The following is a 20,506-nucleotide window of genomic DNA, read 5'->3' as shown; positions in this document are numbered from 1 at the left end:
CCGTCCGGTTGCTGTGCCAAGGCGATGTGTCGCCCCGATGGGGCAACCATTCGACCCACCCCAAGCGTCCGTACATCAGTACGGTCATGCGGCGGGAGGGGCAACAGTGGGCAGCGGTGGGATGCGTCGGTCGGCGGCGCTCGTGCTGGCCGCGCTGACGACGGCCGGTCTGCTGACGCTGGCCGGACCCACGGGGAGCGCGGAGGCCGCCGTCCCCTCCTGCACGGGACGCAAGGTGCGGACGCTGACGTTCGACGGCGGGACCGTGCGGGTCTACCGCAAGGGCAGGCGGTACGTGTGCGCCGTGCTCGTGCCCCACAAGGCCGGGAAGGGCAAGGCCCGCCGGGCGTTCGTCAGGATGCGCCCGAGGGGCGGGGAGTGGGCGAAGAACAAGACACACCCCACTGGCCCTGTGACCGTGCACGCGGGCAAACGCGGTGTGTGGATCCACGCCCGGGTCGGCTCGCGGATGTACGACTCCGGCTGGATCCTGCGCTGAGGGTTTTCCCTAGCTTTTCCATCTCCGCCCGAGACCAGTCCAGTTGGCCCCTTTCCTCCCTGGTGCCCCGGCGGTCGCTCCGATAGCTTCCGGCGCACAGCTGTTGCATAGGGGAGAGACGCATGCGCAAAGCACTCCGATGGGTGCTGTCGCTCGTGGTGCTCATAGGCACGTTGAGCACGGCGGGGGCGGCCACCGCTGCCGAGCCGGACACCGGTGACATCAAGGACCGACTGCTCGCGGTACCGGGCATGAGCCTGATCGAGGAGAAGCCGTACCCGGGTTACCGCTTCTTCGTCCTCAACTACACCCAGCCGGTGGACCACCGGCGCCCGTCCAAGGGCACGTTCCAGCAGCGGATCACCGTGCTGCACAAGGACACCAACCGTCCGACGGTCTTCTTCACCAGCGGCTACGGCGTCAACACGGCCCCCCGCCGCAGTGAGCCGACCCAGATCGTGGACGGCAACCAGGTCTCCATGGAGTACCGCTTCTTCACCCCGTCCCGCCCCGACCCGGCCGACTGGTCCAAGCTCGACATCTGGCAGGCCGCCAGCGACCAGCACCGCATCTTCAAGGCGCTGAAGAAGGTCTACGGCAAGAAGTGGATCTCGACGGGTGGGTCCAAGGGCGGTATGACCGCCACCTACTACGAGCGCTTCTACCCGAAGGACATGGACGGCGTCGTCGCCTACGTCGCCCCCAACGACGTCGTCAACAAGGAGGACTCGGCGTACGACCGGTTCTTCGCGAAGGTCGGCACCAAGGAGTGCCGCGACCGGCTGAACGCCGTGCAGCGCGAGGCGCTGGTGCGCCGTGAGCCGCTGAAGAAGAAGTACGCGGAGCTCGCCGCCGCCGAGGGCTTCACCTTCAACACGGTCGGCAGCCTGGACAAGGCGTACGAGGCCGTCGTCCTCGACTACGTGTGGGGCTTCTGGCAGTACAGCCTGCTCGCCGACTGCGACGGCGACATCATCCCGAAGGACGCCAAGAAGGCCACGGACGACGAGATCTGGACGTCCATCGACACGATCGGCGGCTTCTCCTCGTACACCGACCAGGGTCTGACGCCGTACACGCCGTACTACTACCAGGCCGGTACGCAGCTGGGCGCGCCCACGATCAAGTTCCCGCACATCGAGAAGAAGTACATCCGCTACGGCTACCAGCCGCCCCGGAACTTCGTCCCGCGTGACATCGACATGCGGTTCCAGCCGTACGCGATGCGGGACGTCGACACCTGGGTCCGGAACAACGCCAAGCAGATGCTCTTCGTCTACGGGCAGAACGACCCGTGGGGCGCCGAGCCCTTCCACCTGGGCAAGAAGGCCCGCGACTCGTACGTCTTCACGGCCCCCGGCGCCAACCACGGCGCCAATGTCGCCGGTCTCGTCGAGTCGCAGAAGGACCTGGCCACGGCACGGATCCTCAAGTGGGCGGGCGTCGTCCCGGCCGCCGTCCAGGAGGACCCGGGCAAGGCGAAGCCGCTGGCGAAGTTCGACTCCAAGCTCGACAAGCGTGACATCGAGCGGGAGCCGGCGCTCAGGCCGTAAGCCGCCTGTGCCGTGAGTGAGTCGAGCCCCGGTTCCGCCGCAGAGCGGGACCGGGGCTCACTTCTCCTCGGTGTCCAGAGCCATCCATCCCACCCGGGTCGACGGGACGTAGACGATGCCGCCCGCCACCATCGGCTCGGTGTCCAGGCCCGACTCCACGCCGCTGGCGTCCTCGATGCTCGGCAGACTGTGCTGGTAGAGCAGCTCGCCGGTGCGGGACTCGAAGACGGCGACGTCACGGGTGTTGGCGACGTAGACGCGGTCGCCGGCCTGGACGGGCGGTGCGTCGGCCGGGCCCAGACCGGGCATGCGTCTGCGCCACAGCTCGGTCCGCCGGGCCGTGTCCACGGCGACCAGTTCGCCGCCCGTCTGGGTGGGGGACACGAACAGCACCCGGCCCGGGGTCACCGACAGCTCGGCCGCCCCGCTCTGCCCGCCGCCCAGGGTCGCGTCGACCTCGATGCGCACCCCCTCGGCGCCGGCCGCGAGGTCCTGGCTCAGCAGGGTGCTCTCCGCGCTCCCGTCGTTCAGCGCGACGCAGTACAGCCGGGTCACGCCGTCCTCTTCGAGCAGTGCCTCGGTGCCGGGTTCGCACGGCGCGGACAGCTCGAACGCGTCGACCTGCTTGCCGCTGCCGGTGTCGACGACCGTGACGAAGCCCTCGCCGGGGTCGGAGTCGTCGACGCGGGTGAAGACATGGAGCCGGTCGCCGACGACCCGCAGCGCCGGCGGCTGCCCGCCGCCGCCCGCAGGGCTCCGCGCCGAGAGCGTCCAGCTCTCCCGGCCCGTGCGCGCGTCCACGGCCAGGACCAGGGCGTCGTGGTCGACCGCGTACACCCGTTCGCCGTCGCCGATGAGCCGCTGCGTCAGCAACGCCATCGCATAGCGCCACTTCACCGTGCCGTCGGCGAGCGAGAGACCGATGAGGCGGTCGCCGATGTTGACCACCGCGATGTCGCCGACGACCACCGGGGTGTTCTGGCCGTACGACGAGGCCTCGTCCGTGCGCCACAGCTCCTCGCCGGTCGCGGCGTCGATCCGGACCGTCCGGTCGCCGACGCACACCAGGGACGACTGCGCGTACACGCAGTCGCTGTTCTGGAGGTTGTACTGCCACCGCCGCCAGCCGTCCGGGCGGCGCTCGGGGCTGTCGCGGTACGTGAACGTGAAGCCGCCCGAGCCCGACTGCGTGCTCGCATACGGCGCGGACCCCTCCGGCTGGGTGATGGTCCGCGCGCTCCGGCCGGGCTTCCCGCCCGGACTCCCGGCGGCACCCGAGCCGCTCCCGCCGCCGTTGCCACCACCACCACCACCGTCGCCGCCGCGCAGCCCGTACAGCAGCCCGCCCGACAGCGTGGCGACCGCCACCACCGCGGCCGCCACGGTGAGGACGAGCCGCCGGCGCCGCCGGGGCGGTGGCGTGGTGGCGGACCCCGCGCCCGCGCTCACGGCCGGGGCCGACGAGCCGGGGCCCGGTGAACGCAGCACGAAGGTGTCGGGAGAGTCGAGCCCGGCCGCGTAGGACGTGTTCCCCAGCAGGGCCAGCAACCCGTCCGCGTCCGGGCGCTCGCCCGGCTCCTTGGCCAGACAGCTCTCGACCACCGGCAACAGCCAGTCGGGCACACCCTCCAGATCGGGGGGTTCGTGCACCAGTTGGTACGCCACCGTGTACACGTCCGTGGCGTCGAACGGCACATGGCCGCTCGCCGCGTACGTCAGCACCGAGCCCAGCGCGAAGATGTCGCTGCGCGGCCCGACGTCCTTCTGGGCGCGGATCTGCTCCGGCGACATGAACGGCGGGGTGCCCACCGTGACCCCCGTACCCGTGGGGACGTCGGTGTCGGCGGCGCGCACGATGCCGAAGTCGATGACCCGGGGGCCGTCGGCGGCGAGCAGGACGTTGGCGGGCTTGAGGTCGCGGTGCACTATTCCGGCGCGATGGATGTCGCGCAGCGCCTCGGCCAGGCCGGTGGCGAGCCGGTACAACTCCTCTGCGCCGAGGACGGGCCCCAGCTTGATGCGCTGGTCCAACGGCTGCCCCGGTACGTACAGCGTCGCCATCCACGGCGGGTCGGCGTCCGGGTCGGCGTCCACGACCGGCGCGGTGAAGGCGCCGCTGACCTGCCGGGCGGCGGTCACCTCACGCCGGAAACGGCGCCGGAAGTCGGGCTGGTGGGCGAGGTTGCCGCGGATGACCTTCACGGCGACCTGGCGGCCCGAGGGCGACGTACCGAGATAGACGCGGCCCATCCCGCCGGAGCCGAGCACCGAGTCGATGCGGTAACCGGGAATCTCCGGCAACTCCTCCGTAGCGGGAGCGCCTTGAGGATCCTGGGCCATGGTCCCCCCATGTTCACCGTCGTCGTACGGTCGGTAAGCGGATGATATCGATCCGAGATCACGGCGTACGGGGGGAAGGGCTCAACGGGGCGAGGGACACCCGGGATTCGGTGGGATTCAGCGGAATTCAGCGTGGATTCACCGGTGTTCAGACGGGCACCGCGCACCCGACCGGCCGGGTGCCGCCCAGCCGCACATAGAGATCGGTGGCGGCGGGGCACTGCGCCTCGCTGCCTACGGCCGTCGTCACCTCGTACTCCGGGGCGTGCCTGCCCTCGCCGTCGCAGGCCGTCTCACGGACCTCTCCCCGCCCGGCGCCGTACACGCAGTCGCCGACGATGGTGCGGGGGCCGCCCCCGCTGCCGGGGTCGCCCGGGTGCGGCGGCTGGAGCCTGCGCATACAGGCGTAGCCCTGCGGGACCGAACCGTCGCCGTCCTCGTCCTCGATGGACCCGCCGGACCCGCCGGACATGCCGTAGGAGGGCCGGGACTCGCTGATGTGCAGGACGAAGTCGGTGGTCGGTGGACAGAGCGGGCCCTGACCGACGCGGCCTTCATGCCGTGCCACGACCCGGGCGGCGGCACGCTCGCCCGCGCAGGGCACCTCGGTGAAACTGGTCGTCCCGAACGAACTGCACTCGTCGACCCCCAGGAACACCGTCCCGTACCCGGACGGCCGGGTCGGCGCGGTCGTGGTCGACCCGGCCCCGGGCTCCTCACCCACCCCACCCGACCAGGCCTGACACCCCGAGAGCAGCGCCACGGCCACCACCACGGCCACCACCACGGCCGACAACGACAGCCCTGTACGCACCTTGCGCATGAAATCACCCCCCGAGGTGCCCCCGCCCAGCGTGGCCCTCCCCGGAGGGGCCACGCCAGGCGAACCGTGAGCTTTGCGCACGTCGGCGGGGGTGCGCCGGGGGTGCGGCGTAGGTCTGGTACGTCAGCCCGTGTCCCATCGGGTACAGCACCTGCGTCGCGTCGTCCACCCGCCGCACCGGGACCGGCAGCCTCCCGCGCGGCGCCACCCGTCCGGCCGGCACCCGCGCCGTCGGCCGCACTCCGACGTCCGTCCAGGAGTACGCGGTCAACAAGCGCCGGGACCCGAGGGGCCGTCACCGGCGCAGTCGGAGGGGGCGCGCCGGTGACGGCGTGCTGCCGGCCGCAGGCGGCGGAGAGGGATGGTCAGCGATCGCAGCCAGCAGCGAGGCCGACGTCCGCACTGCGGAGACTCGTCCGACAGCATGCGGGTTGGACGGGGTGGGGTGGGTTCGGGTTCCCAGGAGGTGGGCGAATTCCGGAAGTCGGTGCGGGTGGGGGTGTGGGGGCGCGTGATGGCTCGGGGGTGTCGCCCTCAGGGGCGCGGGGAACTGCGGCGCGACCAGCCCCCACCCACCCGCACCCGCCGACGTACGGGCACCCCCGCCCCCTCCGGCGGGCCCGCGCCGACCCGGGTCCACTTCGCGGACACGTCGGCACGCACACCGCCCCACGGTTCAGCATGGCAGCATGCCCTCCGTCGAGATCCCCGGTTCCAAGTCCCTCACCGCCCGCGCCCTCTTCCTCGCGGCGGCGGCCGACGGCGTCACCACCCTCGTACGCCCCCTGAGGTCCGATGACACGGAGGGCTTCGCGGAGGGCCTGGTCCGTCTCGGTTACCGCGTCGGCCGCACCCCGGACACCTGGCAGGTCGACGGCCGCCCGCAGGGCCCGGCGGTCACGGAGGCGGACGTCTACTGCCGGGACGGCGCCACCACCGCCCGCTTCCTGCCCACCCTGGCCGCCGCCGGCCACGGCACCTACCGCTTCGACGCCTCCGCCCAGATGCGCCGCCGCCCCCTCGCCCCGCTGACCCGCGCCCTGCGCGACCTGGGCGTGGACCTGCGGCACGAGGAGGCGGAGGGCCACCACCCCCTCACGGTCACCGCCGACGGCGTCGAGGGCGGCGAGGTGGTGCTGGACGCCGGCCAGTCCTCCCAGTACCTGACCGCCCTCCTCCTGCTCGGCCCGCTCACCCGCACCGGCCTGCGCGTCACCGTCACCGATCTGGTCTCGGTGCCGTACGTGGAGATCACGATCGCGATGATGCGGGCGTTCGGGGCCGAGGTCGGCCGGGAGGGGAACACCTATGTCGTCCCGCCCGGCGGCTACCGTGCGACCACCTACCCGATCGAACCCGACGCCTCCACCTCCAGCTACTTCTTCGCGGCCGCCGCGCTCACCGGCGGCGAGGTCACCGTGCCGGGCCTCGGCGCGGGGGCGCTCCAGGGCGACCTGGGCTTCGTGGAGGTGCTGCGGCGGATGGGCGCGCGGGTGGAGGTACGCGAGGACCGCACGACCGTGACCGGCACCGGCGAACTCCACGGACTCACCGTCAACATGCGCGACATCTCCGACACCATGCCGACCCTGGCCGCCATCGCGCCCTTCGCCTCGGGGCCGGTGCGTATCGAGGACGTGGCGAACACCCGGGTGAAGGAGTGCGACCGCCTCGAGGCCTGCGCGGAGAACCTCCGCCGGCTGGGCGTGGACGTGGCGACGGGCGAGGACTGGATCGAAATCCGCCCCGGCACACCCCGGGGCGCGGAGATCAGGACGTACGGCGACCACCGCGTCGTCATGTCCTTCGCCGTGACGGGCCTGCGGACACCCGGCATCACCTTCGACGACCCCGGCTGCGTACGGAAGACGTTCCCCGGCTTCCACGAGGCGTTCGCGGAGCTGCGGCGGGCGATCCCGGGTGCGGCGGGCGGGATCGCGGCGCCTTGCTAGCCTCCCCGCCATGACCGCCTCTGAGCCCACCATCGTCGCCACCTCGGGCGGCCACCGCCTCGGTGACCGCACCCGGGTGACCTTCCACTCGCTCGTGCACCACGCCGTGCAGCTGTCCGGAGTCGACGGCCGCCGCCCGAAGGTCATGTACGTCGGCACGGCGGTCGGCGACTCCGAGCACATGACCGCGCGCATGAGTGAGGCGGCGAGGGTCGCGGGCTTCGACCTGACCCCGCTCGCGCTCTTCCCGATGCCCAACATCGAGGACATCGAGTCGGCCGTCCTCGAACAGGACGTCGTCTGGGTCATGGGCGGCTCGGTCGCCAACCTCCTCGCCGTCTGGCGCGTCCACGGCCTCGACCGGATCCTCCGCCGCGCCTGGGAGTCCGGTGTCGTCCTCAGCGGCGTGAGCGCGGGCTCCCTCTGCTGGTTCCGGGGCGGCACGACCGACTCCTTCGGCCCCGAACTCCGCCCGGTGACCGACGCGTTGGCCTATCTCCCCTACGGCAACGGCGTCCACTACGACAGCGACGCGGGCCGCCGCCCCCTGGTGCACCGCCTCGTCGCCGACGGCACGCTTCCGGAGACCCACTGCACGGACGACGGCGTCGGCCTCGTCTACCGAGGCACCCACCTGACCGAGGTCGTCTCCGAACTGCCGGGCAAGGGCGCGTACATCGTGCGGCGGGAGGGGGACGCGGCGATCGAGGAGCGCGTGGAGCCCCGTCTCCTGCCGGAGCCACGCGGCTAGGGACCGCGCGCCCCTTGCCGTCAAGGTGCTCGGGAACCGCACCCCTTGACCAGCCCCCCGCCCGCAGACGACGAACTCATGCCATCCCGTGGTTCACCACCTTGCTTGCCGGGCAGGGTGCCCGGTCCTTCAGGGCCGGGTGAATGCCCGTTCCCGCGTAGCGGGGCAGAGGAAAGCCGAATCGCTGTCAGGGCGATTCGGCGTCTTGGAAGAGACGGTGGTGAGGTCGGCCTGGAGCCGTTGGTGGTGCCGGCAGGTTGAGGGCCCTGTGGTCGGGGGGCGTTCTGGAAGGCGAAAGCGTTGCCGGTCACTCTCACGGGTGATGTCGGTCGAAGGTGTGCGCAGGCGGGGAACGGGGTGTCTAGGTTCGTGGCATGTCACGTTTCCGGATGTATCCGTCGCGCGCGCAGGCCGAGCAGATGCTCACGCACTGCGCACACGCGCGGTACGTGTGGAATCTCGCTGTGGAGCAGCACGCGCACTGGCGCCGGTGGCGCACGTCGGCGCCGGGTTTCGCGGAGCAGTGCCATCAGCTCACCGAGGCCCGGCGGGACAACGAGTGGCTGGGCTCGGGGAACGCGGACGTGCAGCAGCAGGCCTTGAAGGACTTCGCCCAGGCCAGGAACGCCCGCTTCACGTCCGGGTTCGGTGAGCCGACCTGGCGCAGGAAGCACGTGCACGAGGGTTTCCGGGGCATCGGCACCGGCCGTGTACCGGAATTCCACGCGGACGGGTCGCCGAAGCTGAACGCGAAGACTGCGGCTTCACCTGCAACGCCGACACCAACGCCAGGATCAACATCGCGGCAGGACAGGGCGGGATCCCCCGCCCCCGGCGAACAGCCGGTGCCGGAGGGACGACACCGCCCAACCAGCGGTCGAGCGTCCGTGAACCTCAGCCCGAATGGGTTGGAATCCCCCTCTTTTAAGAGGGGGAGGATGTCAATGCTGGATACGCCGCCCCGTCCCCTGCTGCCGCCGCTCCCGGCGGACCGTGGGGTCGAAGAGGGAGACGGAGTCGTCGTCGGGGTGTTCCAGTGGCACGTCGGCGCGGTCGGCGCGGTCGGGGCGGTCGGGGCGGTCGGCTCGCCACGGCTGTCGCGGGGCCTCTCGGTCCCGACCGCGCACGGCCGCCCTGTTCCTGTTCCTGTTCCTGTCCCCGTCGCCCTCGCCGAGCACCAGCATCGGGTCGAACATCACCACGACCCCGGCCAGCAGCAGGAAGATGACCGGCCCGATCAGCATCGGCATGAGGATCGACGTGGGTGACTCCCCGGTGATCGTGCCGCCGGTCGTGCCGTGCAGGTGCACCCCCACCGCGGCCATTCCGGTGTAGTGCATGCCGGAGACGGCGACCCCCATGACCAGGCTGGCGCCCAGGCTGGTCAGGAAGCCCCGGATCGAGACGGCCGCCCAGAGCGCGGCGGTGGCGGCGACGATGGCGATACCCACGGACAGGGCGACGACGGCGAGGTCGTACTGGATGTAGCCGTGCAACTGGATGGCGGCCATGCCGAGATAGTGCATGGCCGCCACCCCGAGCCCGGTGACACAGCCCGCCGAGCAGAGGGTGGCCGTGCTGACCCCGCGGTAGCCCACGGCGAAGACCCCGACGCCGACGACGGAGATGGCCACGGCCAGGCTGAGTACCGTCAGACCGACGTCGTAGTGGATCGGGCTCTCCTTCACCCGGAAGCCGATCATCGCGATGAAGTGCATCGTCCAGATGCCGCAGCCTATGGAGGCCGCGCCTAACGCCAGCCAGCCGGGCTTCCAGGACCGCTCGTTGTAGACCGACCTGACGACACACCGCAGGCCGAGCGCCGCACCCAGGCAGGCCATGACGTAGGCGGCCACCGGAGTGACCGCGCCGTAGCTGAAACCGTCGACCGTTCCTTGCATATGCCAATTCCCCCCGTGGTGCGGCGAGTCGAGCGTGGTGTTTCGCGGGAGGTAAGTCTGGTGTGAAGAAAGGGGGGAGCGCTCCGTTTTTCGAGAGTTACTGTCGGTATCTGTTCAACGGTCGATCGGCTTTGGGGGATTCGGTGCCGATTCGCGTTCAAATCCGAGGCAGGCGTTAACCTGAGCTTGAAGTATCAAGAAATATCAAGCTCAGGCCACAGCATTACGCGGCGTCGTTGAGGAGGCGCCCGAGGTGCTCCCGTCCCGCCGCGAGCAGGTCCGGCAGGGGCGCGGCCTTCTCGTACCACCGCTTCTCGTACTCCCAGCAGAGCCAGCCGTCCCACTCTTTGCGGGCGAGAAGGTCGACGCACTCGCCGAGCGGCAGGACACCCTCGCCGAGGGGGAGGGGCGTGGTGTCGTCGGGGGAGGCGATGTCCTTGACCTGGACGTAGCCGAGGAAGGGGGAGAGGGCGGCGTAGGAGTCGGCGGGCTGTTCACCGCCGAGCCAGGTGTGCATCACGTCCCACAGGGAGCCGACGCTGCCGTGGCCGACGGGGCCGAGCACACGGATCGCGTCGGCGCCGGTGCGGTGGGAGTCATGGGTCTCCAGCAGGATGCGTACGCCCCGGTCGGCGGCGTCCTCCGCGGCCGTCCCGAGCCGCCGGGCGGCCACGGCGTCGGCCTCGTCCGCGCTCTGCCCGCCGGCCAGGTCGGCCCCGGGGAAGACACGGACGAAGGGGGCGCCCAAGTCCCTGGCGAGGTCGAGCAGTCGGCGGATCTCGTCGAGTACGGGGGCGTCGTCGCCGGGCGCCGCGACCCGCGCGTATCCGGCGACGCCCAGGATCTCCACGCCCGCCGCCTCGAACTCGGCGGCCACGGCGGCCCGTTCCTCCGGCCCGATGCCCGGATGCACCGGCTCCTCGGGGTGGGCGCGCAACTCGACGCCGTGGAAGCCGTGCGCGGTCGCGAGTCGTACGACGTCGGGGACGGGGAGGGCGGGGACACCGAGGGTGGAGAACGCGAGTTTCATGCCTTCGGACCGTACACGTCGGCCGGGGATGTGTGTCACCCCGTGGCGGCTGGGCGAGCGGGATTCCGGGCACGGTGGCGGGCTGCCGAGGTGTGGGCCGGCCCTCGCTTCGTGTTCGGGACCTGCGGCCACCTGACGTGCGCCTCTTCTGACGTGCGCCTCTTCGTCGTCGTGCGATCGTCTCACAGCGTGTCGAAGGCCCACCGGGCCGCTGCCGTCCCCATCACCGGGAGTACCAGCAGTGCCATACCCAGCAGGGGCGGGAACGGGCCCCGCGCACGCACCACCTGACGCACCGCGAAGGCCTTCTCCATCGCCGCGTCCGTCCGCTTCGTCGACAGCGGAGTCAGCGCCGCCGGCGCGATCAGGACCACTTCGCGCCAGCGCAGCCGGGCCTCGCCGTGGACCGGGAGGGTCCAGGAGGAGACCCAGCCCCGGAAGGGGAGCAGGGCCAGGACGATGCCCCAGAGGAAGCCGGCGCCGGCGGCGAGCGCGGCCTGCCACGGCATGTCGGAGGCGAAGCGCAGGGTGACGGCGAGGGTGGCGACGACCGGGACGGGGACGGCGCAGATCCAACGTTCGTGTTGCGCGGGGAGCCAGCGCAGCAGAACACAGGCGATGAGGGCTTCGGGGATCGTCACCACCACGATCCACGCGGAGATGGGCATAAAAGGGCTCCGGCTGGGCTTACAGGGTGACGGCGATGGCCATGACTATGGCCATGAGGACGAGGACGAAGACCGTGATCTGCTTGCCCGTCGGCTCTGGTACCGGCTGTCCGGAACGGGCTCGCTCGATCTGACGTCCGATGTAACCCGCGAAGACGACTCGCGTCAGCGCCAGGCTGAGCATCGCAAGCGTGTACAGCGCCAGCGGGGTGGTTCCCTCGTGGTTCCGTACCGCCGAGTCGAGAGCGATGCCAAGTCCGGCGCCCAAGGGGAGGACGATCACCTTCCACTTGTTCTTCTTCTCAAGGATCAGGGACTGGAACGCCGCCGCCGCCGCGGTGCCCGCCACGAAGGCGGCGATCCACCAGTCGACGCGGGAGAAGTGGGAGGTCAGCACAGCGGGTCTCCGTCCGGGCGGGCTTACAGGATGACGGCGACGGCCTCGGCGGCGGTGGGCGGGGTGATGCGTACGCACCTCGTGATGCGTACGCACCTCGTGATGCGTACGCATCACCCACTCCGGGCGGGGTTTACCAGGTGAGCCAGCCGACCACCGTGGTCACCCCGTCACTGACGGCGCCCGAGACCTTGGCCCCGACGTCCTGGGCCAGGTTCTTGCCCGCCACGTTGAAGTTGCGGAAGATGGCGCTCTTGCCCTGGAAGATGCCGCCGATGATGAAGATGCCGAGCGCCTGCTGGAACTCGGGAGACTTCCAGCCGCCGTCATATCCCAGGGACAGAATGGCGCTCACCCCCTGCATACCCCAGGAGACGAGCCCGACTCCGAGGGCGACGGCCCCCACGGCGGGAGCGAAGGGCCCGGTGAACGGGGCGAGGAGGGCGAGACCGAGCGACACTCCGCCGAGCACCGTGCTCCAGTGCCCGGTGGCCGCCGCCCAGTCCTTGACGTCGCCCGTGTCCTCCGGCCACATGCCCCAGTACTTGGTGTCGCCGGTGTTGTCGTCGTCGTACTCGGGCTTGTCGGAGGGGTTGGTGCCGGACTGCTGGGCCTTCTTGGCCGCTTCGGCCGCCCGGCGGGCGGCTGCGGCGGCTTCTGCGCGCCGCTTCTGGACCTCGATGGCGCGAGCCTCGCTGGCGGCGACAGCGGCGGCCTTCGCGTCCTTGCCGGCCTGGATGGCGGAGGCCCGGGCAGCGGAAGCGGAGGACTGGGCCGAGAGGGAGGACGACACCGCCTGCTTGGCGGACGACACCGCCCGGGTCATCGAATAGTTCGCGGAGCGGGCGGCGCCGCGGGCGGTGGCCGCCGCCGACTGCGCGGACTTGGCGGACCGGGCGGCCGCGGCGGCCGAACGGTCGGCGTCGTCCGCATTGGCCTTGGCCTCCTCCGCCGATTTCGCGGCGTCGGCGGCGTAGCCCTGCGCCTTCGCCGCCCAGTCGGACGCCTCAGAGGCGGCCTTGCGTGCCTCGGCGGCGGCCTTGGACGCCAGCGCGGCGTCCTCCAGGGCCTTCGCGGCGATCTTCGCGGCGTGCGCGATGGCGGCGCGGATCGCCGCGACGTGAGTGGCGTGGTCAGCGTCGACGCGGGCGACGTTGAACTTGTCCTTGACGACGAAAGCGCGCCGCATGCGGGCGGAGCCCTCCAGCACGATCTTCGCCGCCGACTTCATGTAGGGGCCGCCCGTGTTGAGCAGGCGGAAGATCTCTACGTTGTCGTCCTCCTTGGTGGCCTCCGCCAGGTCGACGGTGAGGAAGCGGTGCATGGCGATGGCGCTGCCGTCGCTCAGCGCCGCCTCGGCCCCCGCCTTGACGGCGGAGCCGGGCTGCGAGTTCAGCAGCGCGAAGATCGCGACACGGTTGTCCTCGGCCGCCGCTTCGATGGCGCCGTTGTGGAGGAAGTCGCGGATCGCGTTCGGGGCGGTGTCGGCCAGCGCCGCGGAGGCGGCCTCGGCGACGGCGGGCGTGCCGAGCTCGGCGAGGGTGAGGACGCTCTCCCGGTCGTCCTGGCCCTGGGCGAGCAGGCGGTCCGCGCTGAGCCAGTTGACGATGTCGTCGTCGGAGCCGGAGAGCGCGTACTCGGCGGCCTCCCGGGTCCAGCTGCCGGTCGAGTCGAGGAGCTTGACGGCGGCCTTGCGACCGTTGGTGACCGCTGTGGCGGTGTCACCGGATTTCAGCGCCGCCTCGGCGGCGGCGACGAGGTCCTTGATCTCGGAGGAGGTCGCATCCGCCTGGGTGCGCTGACCGTCGGCCCGCTTGGTGTCGTCGATCTCGGCCTTGGCCCTCAGCCGTGCCTCGACGACACCGAGTTCGGTGTCCTCGGCGATGCGCGCGGTCTCGGCCTCGCGGGCCGCCTTCTCCACCTCCTGGGCCTCCTTGACGGCGTCGGCGGCGACGTTGGCCGCCGTCACCGCCGCGTTGGCGTACTCGGTGGAGCGCTTGGCGTACTCGATCGCCTTGCCCGCGTTGTCCGCCGCTTCCTCCGCCGCGGCGGCGGCCTTCAGGGCGTGCGCGGCGGCGCTGTTCGCGGCGTCGCGTGCCACGCCGGCGGCCGCGAAGGCCCTGTTCGCCAGCGTCTGGGCGATGCCTGCCGCCCGGGTGGCGCGCGCGGCGGCGGCGTTGGCCTCGGCGGCGGCGGCCCGGGCCCGGGCGGCCTGGGACTGGGCGACCCCGGCGCTGGTGGCGGCGTTGGCGGCGGCGTTGGCGGCGGCGGCGGCGTTCTGGGCGGCGCTCTTGGCGGCGTTGCCGGCGGCGACCGCGGACCGGGTGGCGGCGACGGCCTGGTCAGCGGCGGCGGCGGCGGTCTTCGCGCGCGCCGCGGCGTCCCGGGCGCCCTGGGCGGCCTGCCGGGCGGCCGACGCCTTGGAGGCGTCCTTGGAGGCGGCGATGGCGGCGTTGTACGCCCGGGAGGCGGCCCCGCCGGCGGCAGCGGCGGCGGCAGCGGCGGCCTGCGCGGCCTGGGCGGCACGGCTGGAGGCGGCCTGGGCCGCACGGGACGCGGAGATCGCCGTGCTGGCGGCGTCGGCGGCACCGCGCGCCGCGCCGGCCGCCTTGTTGGCGGCGGAGGCCGCCTTGCGGACGTCGTTCTGGGCGGCCTGGGCCTCCTCGGCGGCCTTCAGCGCGGCCTCCTTGGCCTTGGCGGCGGCCTCCTTCGCCTGGTCGGAGGCGGCGACGGCCTGCTCCGTCTTGAGCTGTGCCCGCTTGCCCTCACGCTCGACGATCTTGACCAACTGGTCGATCGTGGCGGCCTCTTCGTCGCGGGCGCGGGCGATGTACTGCCCGGAGGTGAGGAACTGGCTGATGGCCTCGGGTGTGCCCTCGGACAGGGCACGCTCCGCGTACACCTTCACCTGCGGGGAGGCGGTCGAGAGGATGGTGAACACCTCGACGTGCTCGTCCTCGGCGCGTGCCGTGTACTGGGTCGTCTCCAGGAACGTGCGCAGCGCCGCCGAAGTGCCGGCGCTCAGCGCCTTGTTGGCCTCGCGCTTCACGGCGGCGCCGCCGTTGTTGAGGACAGTGAAGACCGCCACCCGCATGTCCGTCTCGAGGGGCTGGGCGTAGCCGGTCTCCAGGAAGGCCGCGACCGCGTCGTCCCCCGCGGACAACGCCGTCTCGGCCGACTCACGGGTGGACACGCCTGCGTAGGAGAGCGAGGTCAGTACGGTGAAACGGTTGTCCTCGGCGTTCACCGAGGGCAGTTGGCTGGTGAGGAAGGTCGATACGGTCGCCGACGAGCCTGCGAGTGCGAGGGCGGCGGCCTCGCGGGTCGCCCGTCCGCCCGTCTTGTACGCCCACACGGCCCTGCCCCGGTCGGTGTCCGGAAGGCCGGTGTCCGTGGCATTCGCCTCGGCGGCGTGGGCGGGTGCGGCGGTCAGGGTGAGGATCGAGGGCAGGGCGGGGACGGCGGCCGCCCCGGCGATGCTCGTGAGTACCCGACGTCTGCTCCACAATGACGCTGACAAAGTATGCATCCTTCCCGTACTGGGATACGTGGCGCGGATACGAATACGGCGCCCGACACCCTCGATTCGGAGAAGTTTGGGCGGCATATCGAATCCTGCAATACGGGTCGGTACATTACCCGGCCAATGGCGTTCCGCCATCTGTTTCCGGAAGGGCAACTCCCCTGCCGGTGCGCGGAGTTGAGGTCAAAAGGGCGATGAAAAGCGGAACGTTATCGACCGTTCATTCGTCGTTCACAGATCATCCACAAAGCTTCGCGCAACCATTCCGCATAGTGACGCAGGCCACGAACGGCCTGTCAGTATATGTTCCGCTTTGCGATGCATTTAATCTGTAGACAAACGCCTGAGCGGCGGCTTTACATACCGGAGGCTGCGGGAGTGAGCTTCGCGTTGCGACCCTCAAAACGACCGATTGAGGGGTGCTCTCCCGTCGACAACGGGGCACCGGGGGGTGATTTCTTGAGCATGCGTATTTCCTTTCATGTGTGCTTTCCGAGCAAAGTGGCGGACTTGACGCCGCAGCCTTCACGCCCGTTTTGAACCTGTTCCGGACTTCGATCCGAACTGACGACTAGGACAGCAATGAAGGCACGTAGCACCACTGCGTCAAGAACCCGGCGCGTCGTTGGGCGCGCTCTGGGTGCCTCCGTCGCCGCGGGCGCCCTGACGTGGGTCGCGATGACGGGCGGCACGGCGGGAATGCCCGTCGAGAAAAACACGACCTCCGCCCAGGCCGTTGCTGACGAGGCCCCGGGCTACGCGGTCGAGGACTTCAACTACCCACGGGCAGACAAGATCCTCGAAGAGCAGGGCATCGTGCTCAAGCGCGGCGACGGCCGCATCACCCTTGCCACCTGCGCCGCGGGGACCGGCCAGCTGGAGATCTACTCCCGCTCGAATGCCAAGGTCTGTTTCCGCGTCACGGGTGACAGCGGCTGGCTGACGCTGGAGATCCCCTCGGTCTACGGCGTCCAGACCAACGGATACGACACCGAGTTCGACATGACCGTCGGCACCGAGGAGACGTCCGTCGACGTCCCCGCGAACTCCTGGCAGGCCGTGGGCCAGAGCGCCGACCCGCAGGGTCGCCCGCACATGCTCGTGGAGATCAGGACCGCCAAGTAGCGCCCGACCGCGTCCCGTTGCCCGCCCCGCACCAAGGAACTGAATTCATGCGACACACCAGACCCGTGCGCCTCGCCGCACTGGCCGCCTCCCTGATCACGGGTTCGGTCGTGCTGACCGCCGTACCCGCCGCCGCCGTGACCGGCCCCGCGGCCACCTCCGGGGACACCACCCACGCCTACACCGCGCAGGTCATCGTCGGTAACCATGACCGCGGCTGCTCCGGTGTCCTGGTCGACACCGAATGGCTGCTCACCGCGGTCAGTTGCTTCGCCGACAACCCGGCCCAGAGCCTCGCCGTACCCGCGGGCAAACCGAAGCTGAAGACGACCGCGACCATCGGCCGCTCCGACCTCACCAGCACCGCGGGCTCCGTCCGCGAGGTCGTCGAGCTCGTCCCGCGCACCGACCGCGACGTGGTCCTGGCCCGACTGAACCGGCCGGTGACCAACGTCACCCCCATCTCCCTGGCAACCGCCGCGCCCACCACGGGCGAAGAGCTGAAGCTTGCCGGATACGGTCGCAACAAGACCGAGTGGGCGCCGCTGAATCTGCACACCGGCGCGTTCTCGGTGGACTCGTCCACCGCCACGACGGCCACCGTCACCGGCAAGGACGGCGTGTCCGCGTGCATGGGCGACACCGGCGGCCCACTGGTCCGTGTGGCGGGAGGCACACATCGGCTTGCCGCCCTGATCAGCCAGTCGTACCAGGGCGGTTGCTACGCCATCGACCCCGCCGTGACCAACACCGGCGGTGTCGCCGCCCGTGTCGACGACCTGGCCTCCTGGGTGAGTTCCAAGGTCGGCGAGACCCGCATCACCGACTTCAACTGCGACGGTGTCGAGGACATCGCCATCGCCGACCCCGAGGCGGCCGTCGGCGGCGACGCCAACGCGGGTCTCGTGCGCGTCGTGTACGGCGGCGGCAAGGGTACCGCCGAGATCAACCAGGACCTCGCCTGGGTGCCGGACGCCTCCGAGGCGGGCGACCGGTTCGGCGAGGCCCTCGCCACCGTCGACTACGACGAGGACGGCTGCACCGACCTGGCCGTCGGCACCCCCGCCGAGGACATCGGCAGTGCCGCCGACACCGGCATGGCCGACATCCTGCACGGCGCGCCGAGCGGCCTCGGCGGGGGCACGAAGAAGGACACCAACTTCCAGCAGGGTGTCGGTTCCGGTTCTCTGGGCGCATCCGGCAACGAGAGCGGCGACCGCCTCGGCCACGCCCTCGCCGCCGGAATCACCACCGCGGGCGAGCCCTTCCTGGTGATCGGCCAGCCCGGCGAGGCCCTCGGCTCCGTCGCCAAGGCAGGGCAGGCCTTCTACGTCCACGGCACCACCAACGTCTCCATCCACCAGGACAGCACGGACGTGCCGGGTGCCGTGGAAGCGAACGACGGCTTCGGGGGCGCTGTCGCGGCCGACGCCAACCACATCGCCATCGGCGCCCCGGGCGAGGCCATCGGCGCCGACGCCAACGCCGGCAACCTGGCGGTCTTCGACCCCAACAAGCTGAACGCCGAGGGCAGGCCCACCCCGCGGTTCGGCCTCGACCAGGACCTGGACACGGTGTCCGGCGGTGCCGAGGCAGGCGATCAGTTCGGCATCTCCTTGGCCCTGGTGCCGTACCGCCCCTCGGGCGCGGCGACCGCCAACGAGTCCATCCTCGCCGTCGGTTCACCCGGTGAGGACCTTCCCGTCGACGGCGTCGACAAGGCTGACACGGGAAGTGTCCACACCTTCCGCGTCACCGCCGCGGGCGCGTACAGCGAGCTCCACGGCTTCTCGACGGGCACTGCCACCGACGACGTCACCGGCACCGCCGAGGCAGGTGACCGCTTCGGCGCGAGCCTCTCCGGCGTGAACACCACACCGCGCGCGGTGAGCACCACGGCCACGATGAAGCTGGCCGTCGGTATGCCCGGCGAGGCCGTCGGTACGGCGACGAAGTCGGGTGCGATCCTCACCGTCTCGCTCCTGGGCACGCCGGGCGCCAACGACAGGTGGCTCGAGGTGGGCGACGGTGACGGCATCCCCGGAACGCCGGGCGCCAACCAGCGCCTTGGCGAGAGCATCCACTTCACCAGCACCAAGCTGTACGTCGGCTTGCCCTACGGCCCGAGCGTGTACGGCACTCTGTACGCCCTGCCGATGTCCAACGTGACCGCCGGTGGCGCGGTCGCCCCGGCCACCACGTACCAGCCGGGCCAGGGCGGCCTCCCGGCATCCGGCGCCGGCTTCGGCCACGCGGCACGTTAGCGAGGAGCCTCTGGAGCGGGTGCACCACGTTCGACAGGGGTGGGCACGGCTGCACTGATGTGCCGGAGCCCTCGAAGGACCGACGGGTCGTTCGGGGGCTCCACTCCTGCCAGGGGCCAGCGGTTTCCAGGGGGTGTCCGGAGCTTCGCTCAGATCTTGCGGCGCTCCAACGGCTTCGTCGCCGGGCCCTGGACGATCTCGCCGTCCGGGGTGAAGCGGGAACCGTGGCAGGGGCACTCCCAGGTGCGTTCGGCGCGGTTGAAGCCGACCAGGCAGCCCATGTGGGTGCAGCGGGCGGACACGGCGTGGATCGAACCGTCGTCGTCCCGGTGGACGGCGCAGTGGTGGCCGCCGACCCGGACGACCGCGCCGTCCCCCGGGGCGATCGCGTCGACGGAGGCGGCCGAGGGAGGGGAGAGCCGGTCGCCGACGAAGTGACGGGCGACCTGTGCCTGGTGCTTGAGGAAACTCGGCGCCTCCCGCACCGCGCTGAGCACCCGGCGCGGGTCGTACAGGTCGCTCCACGGCGCCTTGTGCCCGGTGATCTGCTCTGCGAGCAGCCGCCCGGCCATGATGCCGCCGCTCATCCCCCAACCGCCGAACCCGGTCGCCACCCAGGTGTGCCGGCTGCCCGCGTGGAACGGGCCGACGAGCGGCACGGAGTCGGTGGAGTCGTTGTCCTGGGTGGCCCAGCGGTGGGTGAGGTCCAGCGGCCCGAAGCGGTCGACGGCCCAGTCCGCGAGGAGCCCGAACCGCTCCTCGACGTCGGCGGTCCCCGGTGTGAAGTGCTCACCGGTCAGGATCAGCAGCCGTCGCCCCTCCCCGTACGGGGCGGTACGCACCGAGCGGGTGCGCTGCTCCTGTGTGATGTACATGCCGTGCGGATCGGCCTCGGCCGGGATCGGCGCCGTGAGCACCAGTTCGCGACGCGGGGAGAGCCGGGTGAACAGCAGCGCCCGGTCGAAGACGGGGTAGTGCGTGGCGACCACGACGTCCTTGGCGGTCACCGTGAACCCCGCCTCGGTCGTCAGCCGGCACGGCGAACCCTCCTTGAGCCGCACCACCCGGGTCCGCTCATGGACCGACGCGCCCTGCCGCACCAGATCCTCGACCAGCGCCAGCAGGTACCTGCGGGGGTGGAACTGCGCCTGTTCCTCCACCCGCACCGCCCCGGCGACCGGGAACGGCAGCCCCGTCTCGGTCACGAACTCGGCGGGCAGCCCGGCCTCCCGCGCAGCCTCCGCCTCGGCCCGGAGCTCCGCCACACCGCCGTCGTCCTCGACGTAGGTGTACGACGCCGCGGACTCCCAGTCGCACGCGATCCCCAGCTCCTCCACCAGCGCGGCGGCATGCCGGATCGCCTCCGACTGCGACCGCGCGTACAGCGCCGCGGCCTCGGCGCCCCGGGACCGCCGCAACCGGTCGTAGATCAGCGTGTGCAACGCCGACACCTTGGCCGTCGTGTGCCCCGTGACCCCCGATGCCACCCGGTCCGCCTCCAGCAGCGCCACGCGCCGACCCCGCCGCGCCAGCTCCCACGCGGTGCTTATCCCCGCGATCCCCGCCCCCACCACCGCCACATCGACGACCAGCTCCCCGTCCAGCGCGGGGTACGCACCCTCCTGCGGCGCGCTCTCGATCCAGTACGACTGCTGCTTCGGCTGCTGCTGCATGGTTGCG

Annotated in this window: 15 protein-coding genes and 1 pseudogene; 7 read left to right on the top strand and 9 right to left on the bottom strand. The window is 71.3% G+C overall.

Annotated features, from left to right (window positions below; genetic code table 11):
* The first annotated feature begins 106 nt into the window (after window positions 1–106).
* Together ACFY9I_RS04180 and ACFY9I_RS04175 are read left to right on the top strand one after the other, a co-directional pair.
* Window positions 107–499, top strand: a complete 393-nt coding sequence (locus ACFY9I_RS04180) for a hypothetical protein (protein ID WP_390996379.1) — start codon at window positions 107–109, stop codon at window positions 497–499.
* A 122-nt stretch (window positions 500–621) separates the two neighbouring features.
* Window positions 622–2,052, top strand: a complete 1,431-nt coding sequence (locus ACFY9I_RS04175) for a S28 family serine protease (RefSeq protein WP_390996377.1) — start codon at window positions 622–624, stop codon at window positions 2,050–2,052.
* Between the two features lie 57 nt (window positions 2,053–2,109).
* Here the strand turns inward: ACFY9I_RS04175 and ACFY9I_RS04170 are convergent, their stop codons facing one another.
* Together ACFY9I_RS04170 and ACFY9I_RS04165 are read right to left on the bottom strand one after the other, a co-directional pair.
* The gene (locus ACFY9I_RS04170) at window positions 2,110–4,392 is read right to left on the bottom strand and encodes a PQQ-binding-like beta-propeller repeat protein (RefSeq protein ID WP_390996375.1); all 2,283 of its coding nucleotides are present in this window, start codon (window positions 4,390–4,392) and stop codon (window positions 2,110–2,112) included.
* Window positions 4,393–4,540: 148 nt separating this feature from the next.
* Window positions 4,541–5,215: a hypothetical protein gene (locus tag ACFY9I_RS04165; RefSeq protein ID WP_390996372.1), complete on the bottom strand. Its 675-nt coding sequence runs from the start codon at window positions 5,213–5,215 to the stop codon at window positions 4,541–4,543.
* 689 nt (window positions 5,216–5,904) lie between these two features.
* On the opposite strand from ACFY9I_RS04165, the gene aroA reads away from it, so the two are divergent.
* The 3 genes and pseudogenes from aroA to ACFY9I_RS04150 form a co-directional block, all read left to right on the top strand.
* Window positions 5,905–7,167, top strand: a complete 1,263-nt coding sequence (aroA, locus tag ACFY9I_RS04160; protein WP_390996370.1) for a 3-phosphoshikimate 1-carboxyvinyltransferase — start codon at window positions 5,905–5,907, stop codon at window positions 7,165–7,167.
* Window positions 7,168–7,177: 10 nt separating this feature from the next.
* A complete protein-coding gene (locus tag ACFY9I_RS04155; RefSeq protein ID WP_390996367.1) occupies window positions 7,178–7,918 on the top strand; it encodes a Type 1 glutamine amidotransferase-like domain-containing protein in 741 nt (246 codons plus the stop codon).
* 374 nt (window positions 7,919–8,292) lie between these two features.
* Window positions 8,293–8,391: pseudogene (locus ACFY9I_RS04150) on the top strand (helix-turn-helix domain-containing protein); the annotation flags it as partial.
* A 56-nt stretch (window positions 8,392–8,447) separates the two neighbouring features.
* Here ACFY9I_RS04150 and ACFY9I_RS04145 read toward each other — a convergent pair.
* The 6 genes from ACFY9I_RS04145 to ACFY9I_RS04120 all read right to left on the bottom strand — a co-directional run bounded on the left by ACFY9I_RS04145 (window position 8,448) and on the right by ACFY9I_RS04120 (window position 15,434).
* Entirely contained in the window at window positions 8,448–8,615 is a 168-nt protein-coding gene (locus ACFY9I_RS04145) for a hypothetical protein (RefSeq protein ID WP_390997057.1), read from the bottom strand.
* Between the two features lie 244 nt (window positions 8,616–8,859).
* Window positions 8,860–9,819, bottom strand: coding sequence for an MHYT domain-containing protein (locus ACFY9I_RS04140; RefSeq protein WP_390996364.1), 960 nt, complete (start codon window positions 9,817–9,819; stop codon window positions 8,860–8,862).
* A gap of 223 nt (window positions 9,820–10,042) precedes the next feature.
* Window positions 10,043–10,849, bottom strand: coding sequence for a TIM barrel protein (locus tag ACFY9I_RS04135; protein WP_390996362.1), 807 nt, complete (start codon window positions 10,847–10,849; stop codon window positions 10,043–10,045).
* Between the two features lie 182 nt (window positions 10,850–11,031).
* Complete coding sequence (locus ACFY9I_RS04130; RefSeq protein WP_390996359.1) at window positions 11,032–11,517, bottom strand: hypothetical protein; 486 nt, start codon at window positions 11,515–11,517, stop codon at window positions 11,032–11,034.
* Window positions 11,518–11,536: 19 nt separating this feature from the next.
* Complete coding sequence (locus tag ACFY9I_RS04125; RefSeq protein WP_390996357.1) at window positions 11,537–11,914, bottom strand: hypothetical protein; 378 nt, start codon at window positions 11,912–11,914, stop codon at window positions 11,537–11,539.
* Between the two features lie 133 nt (window positions 11,915–12,047).
* Window positions 12,048–15,434: an ALF repeat-containing protein gene (locus ACFY9I_RS04120; protein WP_390996354.1), complete on the bottom strand. Its 3,387-nt coding sequence runs from the start codon at window positions 15,432–15,434 to the stop codon at window positions 12,048–12,050.
* Between the two features lie 702 nt (window positions 15,435–16,136).
* On the opposite strand from ACFY9I_RS04120, the gene ACFY9I_RS04115 reads away from it, so the two are divergent.
* Entirely contained in the window at window positions 16,137–16,562 is a 426-nt protein-coding gene (locus ACFY9I_RS04115) for a hypothetical protein (protein ID WP_390996351.1), read from the top strand.
* 47 nt (window positions 16,563–16,609) lie between these two features.
* Window positions 16,610–18,826, top strand: a complete 2,217-nt coding sequence (locus ACFY9I_RS04110; protein ID WP_390996348.1) for a trypsin-like serine protease — start codon at window positions 16,610–16,612, stop codon at window positions 18,824–18,826.
* Window positions 18,827–18,975: 149 nt separating this feature from the next.
* Here the strand turns inward: ACFY9I_RS04110 and ACFY9I_RS04105 are convergent, their stop codons facing one another.
* Window positions 18,976–20,499 (bottom strand): FAD-dependent oxidoreductase, encoded by a 1,524-nt coding sequence (locus ACFY9I_RS04105; protein ID WP_390996345.1) that lies wholly within the window; start codon window positions 20,497–20,499, stop codon window positions 18,976–18,978.
* Between the last annotated feature and the right edge of the window lie 7 nt (window positions 20,500–20,506).

The organism is Streptomyces sp. NPDC012510, assembly GCF_042955065.1.
Classification (GTDB): Bacteria; Actinomycetota; Actinomycetes; order Streptomycetales; family Streptomycetaceae; genus Streptomyces.
The sequence above is the reverse complement of the archived record's forward strand: the minus strand, read 5'-3'. Positions and strand labels throughout refer to the sequence as shown.

Excerpts from the sequence above, each read along its gene's own strand:
- ACFY9I_RS04175 (WP_390996377.1), top strand. The coding sequence starts at position 622 with ATGCGCAAAGCACTCCGATGGGTGCTGTCGCTCGTGGTGCTCATAGGC.
- ACFY9I_RS04170 (WP_390996375.1), bottom strand. The coding sequence starts at position 4,392 with ATGGCCCAGGATCCTCAAGGCGCTCCCGCTACGGAGGAGTTGCCGGAG.
- ACFY9I_RS04165 (WP_390996372.1), bottom strand. The coding sequence starts at position 5,215 with ATGCGCAAGGTGCGTACAGGGCTGTCGTTGTCGGCCGTGGTGGTGGCC.
- aroA (WP_390996370.1), top strand. The coding sequence starts at position 5,905 with ATGCCCTCCGTCGAGATCCCCGGTTCCAAGTCCCTCACCGCCCGCGCC.
- ACFY9I_RS04155 (WP_390996367.1), top strand. The coding sequence starts at position 7,178 with ATGACCGCCTCTGAGCCCACCATCGTCGCCACCTCGGGCGGCCACCGC.
- ACFY9I_RS04145 (WP_390997057.1), bottom strand. The coding sequence starts at position 8,615 with ATGCCCCGGAAACCCTCGTGCACGTGCTTCCTGCGCCAGGTCGGCTCA.
- ACFY9I_RS04140 (WP_390996364.1), bottom strand. The coding sequence starts at position 9,819 with ATGCAAGGAACGGTCGACGGTTTCAGCTACGGCGCGGTCACTCCGGTG.
- ACFY9I_RS04135 (WP_390996362.1), bottom strand. The coding sequence starts at position 10,849 with ATGAAACTCGCGTTCTCCACCCTCGGTGTCCCCGCCCTCCCCGTCCCC.
- ACFY9I_RS04130 (WP_390996359.1), bottom strand. The coding sequence starts at position 11,517 with ATGCCCATCTCCGCGTGGATCGTGGTGGTGACGATCCCCGAAGCCCTC.
- ACFY9I_RS04115 (WP_390996351.1), top strand. The coding sequence starts at position 16,137 with ATGCCCGTCGAGAAAAACACGACCTCCGCCCAGGCCGTTGCTGACGAG.
- ACFY9I_RS04110 (WP_390996348.1), top strand. The coding sequence starts at position 16,610 with ATGCGACACACCAGACCCGTGCGCCTCGCCGCACTGGCCGCCTCCCTG.
- ACFY9I_RS04105 (WP_390996345.1), bottom strand. The coding sequence starts at position 20,499 with ATGCAGCAGCAGCCGAAGCAGCAGTCGTACTGGATCGAGAGCGCGCCG.